The sequence below is a fragment of the Longimicrobiaceae bacterium genome, from assembly GCA_035936415.1.
Classification (GTDB): Bacteria; Gemmatimonadota; Gemmatimonadetes; order Longimicrobiales; family Longimicrobiaceae; genus JAFAYN01.
In genome coordinates, this window is record DASYWD010000354.1 from 1 (window position 1) to 5,770 (window position 5,770).

6 protein-coding genes are annotated in these 5,770 nt (G+C 75.5%); 2 read left to right on the forward strand and 4 right to left on the reverse strand.

From position 1 onward, the window contains the following. The 4 genes from VGR37_14445 to VGR37_14460 form a co-directional block, all read right to left on the reverse strand. A partial coding sequence (locus VGR37_14445) for an ATP-binding protein (GenBank protein ID HEV2148600.1) occupies positions 1–1,032 on the reverse strand: 1,032 nt, incomplete at its 3' end. A 100-nt stretch (positions 1,033–1,132) separates the two neighbouring features. Continuing rightward, positions 1,133–1,888 carry a class I SAM-dependent methyltransferase gene (locus VGR37_14450; GenBank protein HEV2148601.1) on the reverse strand — a complete coding sequence of 252 codons (756 nt, stop codon included), beginning with the start codon at positions 1,886–1,888 and terminating at the stop codon, positions 1,133–1,135. 39 nt (positions 1,889–1,927) lie between these two features. Further along, positions 1,928–2,554, reverse strand: a complete 627-nt coding sequence (locus VGR37_14455) for a superoxide dismutase family protein (protein HEV2148602.1) — start codon at positions 2,552–2,554, stop codon at positions 1,928–1,930. Between the two features lie 74 nt (positions 2,555–2,628). Beyond that, complete coding sequence (locus VGR37_14460; GenBank protein ID HEV2148603.1) at positions 2,629–3,996, reverse strand: cobyrinate a,c-diamide synthase; 1,368 nt, start codon at positions 3,994–3,996, stop codon at positions 2,629–2,631. Between the two features lie 114 nt (positions 3,997–4,110). Between VGR37_14460 and VGR37_14465 the strand changes: the two genes are divergently transcribed. Continuing rightward, complete coding sequence (locus VGR37_14465; protein ID HEV2148604.1) at positions 4,111–5,583, forward strand: cobyric acid synthase; 1,473 nt, start codon at positions 4,111–4,113, stop codon at positions 5,581–5,583. Positions 5,584–5,588: 5 nt separating this feature from the next. Then, a partial coding sequence (locus tag VGR37_14470; protein HEV2148605.1) for a bifunctional adenosylcobinamide kinase/adenosylcobinamide-phosphate guanylyltransferase occupies positions 5,589–5,770 on the forward strand: 182 nt, incomplete at its 3' end.

The following is a 5,770-nucleotide window of genomic DNA, read 5'->3' on the forward strand; positions in this document are numbered from 1 at the left end:
GTCGGGGAGCGCCCCGACGGTGCCCTCCACGCGCCCCAGCCGCTCCGGGAGCGCCGTCAGCGCGTCCTCCACCTCCGCGAGGCGCACCCCCAGCGCCCCCAGCTCGTCGCGCACCTCGTCGTCGGCCGTGCCCCCGGCGGCCAGCGCGGCCCAGGGGTCCGGCGCCCCCTCTCCGAAGAGCGACTGCCCCATGACCGAGCGCGCGGCCAGCACCTGCCGCATCCCCTCCTCGAAGTGGTGCTGCCGGATCCGTTTCTCGGCGTCGGGCGCCGGCTCGGAGGCGGCCATCTGCGCGGCCTTGAGCACCGCGTTCTTGATGTCGCCGCCGCTCGCCGGGTACGCTTCCGCCAGGGCGCCGAAGTCCACGTCGTCGCCCAGCGGGGTCTTCACCGGGTGGAGCTGCACCCGCCAGATCTGCTCCCGCTCCTCCGGGCCGGGCATCGCGAAGAGGATGTGGGTGCGGATGCGGCGCTCGAAGGCGGGGTCGAAGTTGGCGGCGAGGTTGGTGGCGAACACCACCACGCCGGGGAACTCGTCCAGCTCGCGGAGGAGGACGTTCACCACCAGGTTGGCCTCGCGCTGGTAGCCCTGGTCCGTCAGGGTGGAGCGGCGCGAGGCGATGGCGTCCGCCTCGTCGAAGAAGAGCACCGCGCCCTGCTCCGCGGCGGAGCGGAACACGGCCGAGACGTTCTTCCCCGTCGCCCCCGCCCACTGCGACTCCAGCTCGGCGTAGCGAACCACCAGCAGCCGCCGCCCCAGCGTGTGGGCGATGGCCTCGGCGCAGATCGTCTTCCCGGTCCCCGGCGGCCCGGCGAAGTTGAAGGCCAGCCCCAGCCCGGCGTCGTGCCGCTCCCCCAGCCCCCAGCGCCGGAAGATCAGGTCGTGGTTGTGGATCTGCGCCAGGGCGTGCTCCAGCGCCCGGCGCGTCTCGGGGGGGAGGACCACGTCCGCGAAGGTGCGGTGGGGGACGTGCGCCTCCACCAGCTCGCGGGTGCTGGTCCCCATGAACAGGTCGCGGAACGGATTCGCCATGTGCTCCTCGGTCGGGGGGTCCGCGCCCCCGGAATGCAAGATCCCCACCCGAGCAGCCGCTCGGGTGGGGATCGGGGCCGCGGAACGTCCCCGGCGCCGCTCAGGAAAGGAGGACGTACTGCCGGTACGTGTACTGCCGCAGGCGCTCGAACCGGTAGAACGCCCGGTCCAGCCGGGCGAACGGCTCCTCGAACCGGCCGCGGAGCAGGTACGGCGGGATCATCCGGAAGAAGTACAGTTCCGGGTAGCGCAGCTCCACGCGGAAGTGCCTCCGGAGGATCCCCACCTCGCCGGGGGTGAGCGGGAACTCCTCGTCGTCGCCGTACTTGGGGACGCCGAACCGGCCCACGACGTTCTGCCGGAACCAGATCATCAGCTCGCTCCGCGCGTTGTTCTCCCAGAAGAACCCGCGCCCCCCCGGCCGCACCCGCCCCCGCAGCAGCTCGGCGAACTCGGCGAAGGGCTCGATGTGGTGCAGGATCATGGAGCCGAACGCGAAGTCCACCCGGTCCAGGCGGCCGATCTCCATCGCCTCCATGCAGACCGGCGTCACGTTGTCGATCCCGTTCTCCGCGCAGAACGCGCGCAGGTTCTCGGTGGCCGAGGGGCTGATGTCCACCGCCACCACGTGCGCGCCGCGGCTCGCCAGGAAGAGCGAGGTCGCTCCCCGGCCGCACCCCAGGTCGAGGATCGTCTTCCCACGGACGTCGCCGAAGTGCTCCAGCGCCGCGTGCAGCGCAGGGACGACGGGGTCGTCGTCGTCGGGGAGGCTCACCGTGCTGTACCCCGCCCGCGAGCCCTGGGCGAAGATGTTGTCCCAGAACTCCGCCGCCCCCACCGTCTGCTTGCCGCTCATGGCCTCTCGAATTCGATGTTCGCCGACGGATCGGCTCGCTCAGGCGCCCTGCACCACCCCGCAGGCGATCCGCTCTCCCGCGCCTCCGGCGGGGTCGGAACGATAGTCGTCCGCGCCGGCGTGCACCACCACGGCCGCGCCGTCGGCGTCCAGCAGCCCGTCCTCGCCGCGCAGCGTGCCGCCCGGGGTGGTCACCTGCACGTTCACCGTGGAGTCCTGCCCCACCGTGACGTTGGGCATGTCGCCCATGTGCGGGCCCTGCGGGTTCTGCGTCCCGTGCTGGTTGCTCGTGGGGTTCCAGTGCCCCCCCGCCGACTGGAAGGGCGGCTGGCACTGCCCGGCCTGGTGGAGGTGGATCGCGTGCTCGCCCGGCGGGAGCCCGTGCAGCGTCCCCGCCACCCGGATCGCCTGCCCGGTCCCGGAGAGGGTGAGGGTGCCGAGCTCACGGCCGGAGCGGTCGCGCACGGCCGCGGTGGCGGTGCCGCCCTGTGTGCCCGCCGCCGTCCCGGCCGCCGCGGTGTCGGTCGTGACGGTCACCCCGGCGTCCGCCGGGAGTGCGGCCACGGTTTCCGACTCCGGCTCGCCCTCCGCGTCCGCCCCGCCGCCGCAGGCGCCCAGGGCGAGCGCCAGCAGCCCGGGAACGGCCCAGCGTCCACGCATCGTCATCGTCCATCTCCTCCGCTTCGGGTACGTACTGCCGTGAACCAACCCGCGGAGTGGACGCAAGCCGCGCACCGGGGCTATCCCTCCGCCGCCCGCGCCACCAGCCGCTCCGCCAGGTGCGGCGCGGTCCCGAAGTGCACGTGCAGGTACGAGGCGAGCACGTTGCCGCGCGGCCCGGCCACCACTCCCTCCGTCTCTCCGCCCTCGGCGCGGTAGGCCGCCGCGGCGTCGTGCGGCTCCCGCACCGAGTAGTGGAACTCGTGCCCGCGCACCGTCTCCCCGGCGCGGGCGATGGGGGAGTCGCGCAGCGCGGTCATCTCCCGGTACCCGATGACGACGCGCTCCCGCAGCACGGAGTCACCGGGGACGACGCCGGCCATGGGGTGGCGGACCCCTTCCGCGTCCACCAGCGCTTCGGACAGGTACATCAGCCCGCCGCACTCGGCGTAGACCGGGCGCCCGGCCTCCGCGAAGCGCCGCACCGCCTCCCGCATGGGCGCGTTGCCCGCGAGCCGCGCCGCGTGCAGCTCCGGGTACCCGCCGCCCAGGTAGAGCGCCCCCGCGCCGTCCGGGAGGCGCGCGTCCGCCAGGGGGGAGAAGAAGCGCAGCTCCGCGCCCAGGTCGCGGAGCAGGTCCAGGTTGTCCTCGTAGTAGAAGTCGAAGGCCGCGTCCCGGGCGACGGCGATGGTGGCCCGCCGCGCCCCCACCGGCGCGGGGAGCGGGTCCGGCCTGGCGGGGAGCGGCGGCGCGGAGCGCGCCACCGCCAGCAGTGCATCCACGTCCAGCGTCTCCGCCGCGCGCGCCGCCAGCCGGGCCAGGTCCATCGCCTGCTCCCCGGCGAGCACCAGCCCCAGGTTCCGCTCGGGGACGGCGAGGGCCGCCTCGGCGGGGAGCCAGCCCAGCACGGGGACGCCGGTCTCCGCCTCGATGGCGTCGCGGCAGAGCGCGTAGTGGCCGGGACCGGCGGCGCGGTTCAGCACCACCCCCGCGAGCGGGAGCGCCGGGTCGAAGCGGTGGAGCCCCCCCACCACCGCGGCCGCGGTGCGCGCCAGGGTCCACACGTCCAGCACCAGCACCACGGGCGCGGCGAGCAGGCGCGCCGTCGCCGCGGTGGAGCCCTCGTCCGTGGTGGCCGAGCGTCCGTCGAAGAGCCCCATCATCCCCTCCACCACCGCCACGTCCGCCTCCCGCTCTCCCGTGACGGCGCGGCGGAACAGGGCGCGCAGCGTGTCCGGGGGGAGGAGCCACGCGTCCAGGTTGCGGCTGGGGCGCCCGGCGGCGGCGCGGTGGTGGGTGGGGTCCACGTAGTCCGGCCCCGCCTTGAATGGGGCCACGCGGAACCCGCGCTCGCAGAGGAGCCGCATCAGCGCCGCGGCCACGGTGGTCTTCCCCTGGCCGGTGCCGGGCGCGGCGAGGACCAGGCGGGGGATGGAAGCTTCGCTCATGCGGGGAAGATGGACGGGCGAACGGGCGCCGTCCAGACGGGTTTGACACTCGCCACCGCGCCGCCGTAGACTCGGGCCTCCCGGCCGTCCGACACCCCTTCCGACGCACTGCCCTTGACCGCTCGCACGCTGATGGTGCAGGGGACTTCCTCCGGGGCGGGGAAGTCGCTCCTGACCGCCGCCCTCTGCCGCATCTACGCCCGGCGGGGGGTGCGCGTCCTGCCGTTCAAGGCGCAGAACATGAGCAACAACGCGGCGGTGACCCCCTGCGGCGGGGAGATCGGCCGCGCGCAGGCGCTGCAGGCGCGCGCGGCCGGCGTGGAGCCGCGCCCGGAGATGAACCCCGTGCTCCTCAAGCCGCTGGCCGACACCCGCTCCGAGGTGGTGGTGCTCGGCCGGCGCGACGCGGCGCTCACCGCGCTCCCCTGGACGGAGCGCAAGGCGGCGCTCTGGGGGATCGTGCGCGACTCCCTGGCGACGCTGCGCGCCGACGCGGAGCTGGTGGTGATCGAGGGGGCGGGGAGCCCGGCGGAGATCAACCTCCCCGACGTGGTGAACATGCGGGTCGCCCACGAGGCAGACGCCCCCGTGCTCCTGGTGGCCGACATCGACCGCGGGGGCGCCTTCGCGGCGCTCTACGGCACCTGGGCCCTTCTGCCGGAAGCGGACCGCGCCCGAATCGCCGGCTTCGTGCTGAACCGCTTCCGCGGCGACGCCTCGCTCCTGGCCCCCGCCCCGGAGATCCTCCACGCGCGCACCGGGATCCCCACGCTAGGGGTGGTCCCCTGGCTGCGGCTGGACCTCCCGGAGGAGGACGCGGCCTCGGTGGAGGACCGCGGCGCGGGCGGCGCCCTGACCGTGGCGGCGGTGCGCCTCCCCCACCTCGCCAACTTCGACGACCTGGACCCGCTCGCGGCCGAGCCGGGGGTGCGGGTGCGATGGACGGAGCGGCCGGAGGGGCTGGCCGACGCGGACGCCGTGGTGCTCCCCGGTACCCGCAACACCACGGGCGACCTGCGCTGGCTCTGGGAGACGGGGCTCGCCGCGGCGGTCCGCGCGCGGGCGGCGGCCGGTGTACCGGTCGTCGGGCTCTGCGGCGGCTACCAGATGCTGGGCGCCGTGGTGGCGGACCCGCTGGGGCTGGAGGGGGGCGGGGAGGTCCCCGGGCTGGGGCTGCTGGACGCCCGCACCACGCTCGCCGAGGGGAAGACGGTCCGCCGGGCGCGCGGCGTGTGGACGGGGTGCACCGGCCCGCTCGCCGCGCTCGGGGGCCGCGAGTCGGCGGGGTACGAGATCCACCACGGGCGCACGGAGCCGGGCCGGGGCGCCGAGGTGCTGATGCGGATCGAGGGGGAGCCGGCGGGCGTGGCGGCCGGGCCGGTGTGGGGGTGCTACCTGCACGGCGTCTTCGCGGACGACGCGGTGCGGGCCGCCTGGCTCGGCTCGCTCCGGGACGGCGCGGGAGACCCGGGGCGCTGGGAGGCGCACCTGGACCGGGAGCTGGACCGCCTGGCCGACGCGGTGGAGGGGGCGCTCGACATGGACGCCGTGGACCGGCTCGCCGGCCTCGCCGCGGCCCGGAGGTGAGCGCGATGGGGCGGATCGTGCTGGTGACCGGCGGCGCCCGGAGCGGCAAGAGCGGCTGGGCGGAGCGGCGCGCCGCGGAGCTGGCGGGCGACGCCGTGACCTACATGGCAACCGCCGAGGCGCTGGACGAGGAGATGGCGCGGCGCATCGCCCGTCACCGCGCCGAGCGCCCCGCCGCGTGGGCCAC

Coding starts and splice junctions, on each gene's coding strand:
- VGR37_14455 (HEV2148602.1), bottom strand. CDS start 2,554: ATGACGATGCGTGGACGCTGGGCCGTTCCCGGGCTGCTGGCGCTCGCC.
- VGR37_14460 (HEV2148603.1), bottom strand. CDS start 3,996: ATGAGCGAAGCTTCCATCCCCCGCCTGGTCCTCGCCGCGCCCGGCACC.
- VGR37_14450 (HEV2148601.1), bottom strand. CDS start 1,888: ATGAGCGGCAAGCAGACGGTGGGGGCGGCGGAGTTCTGGGACAACATC.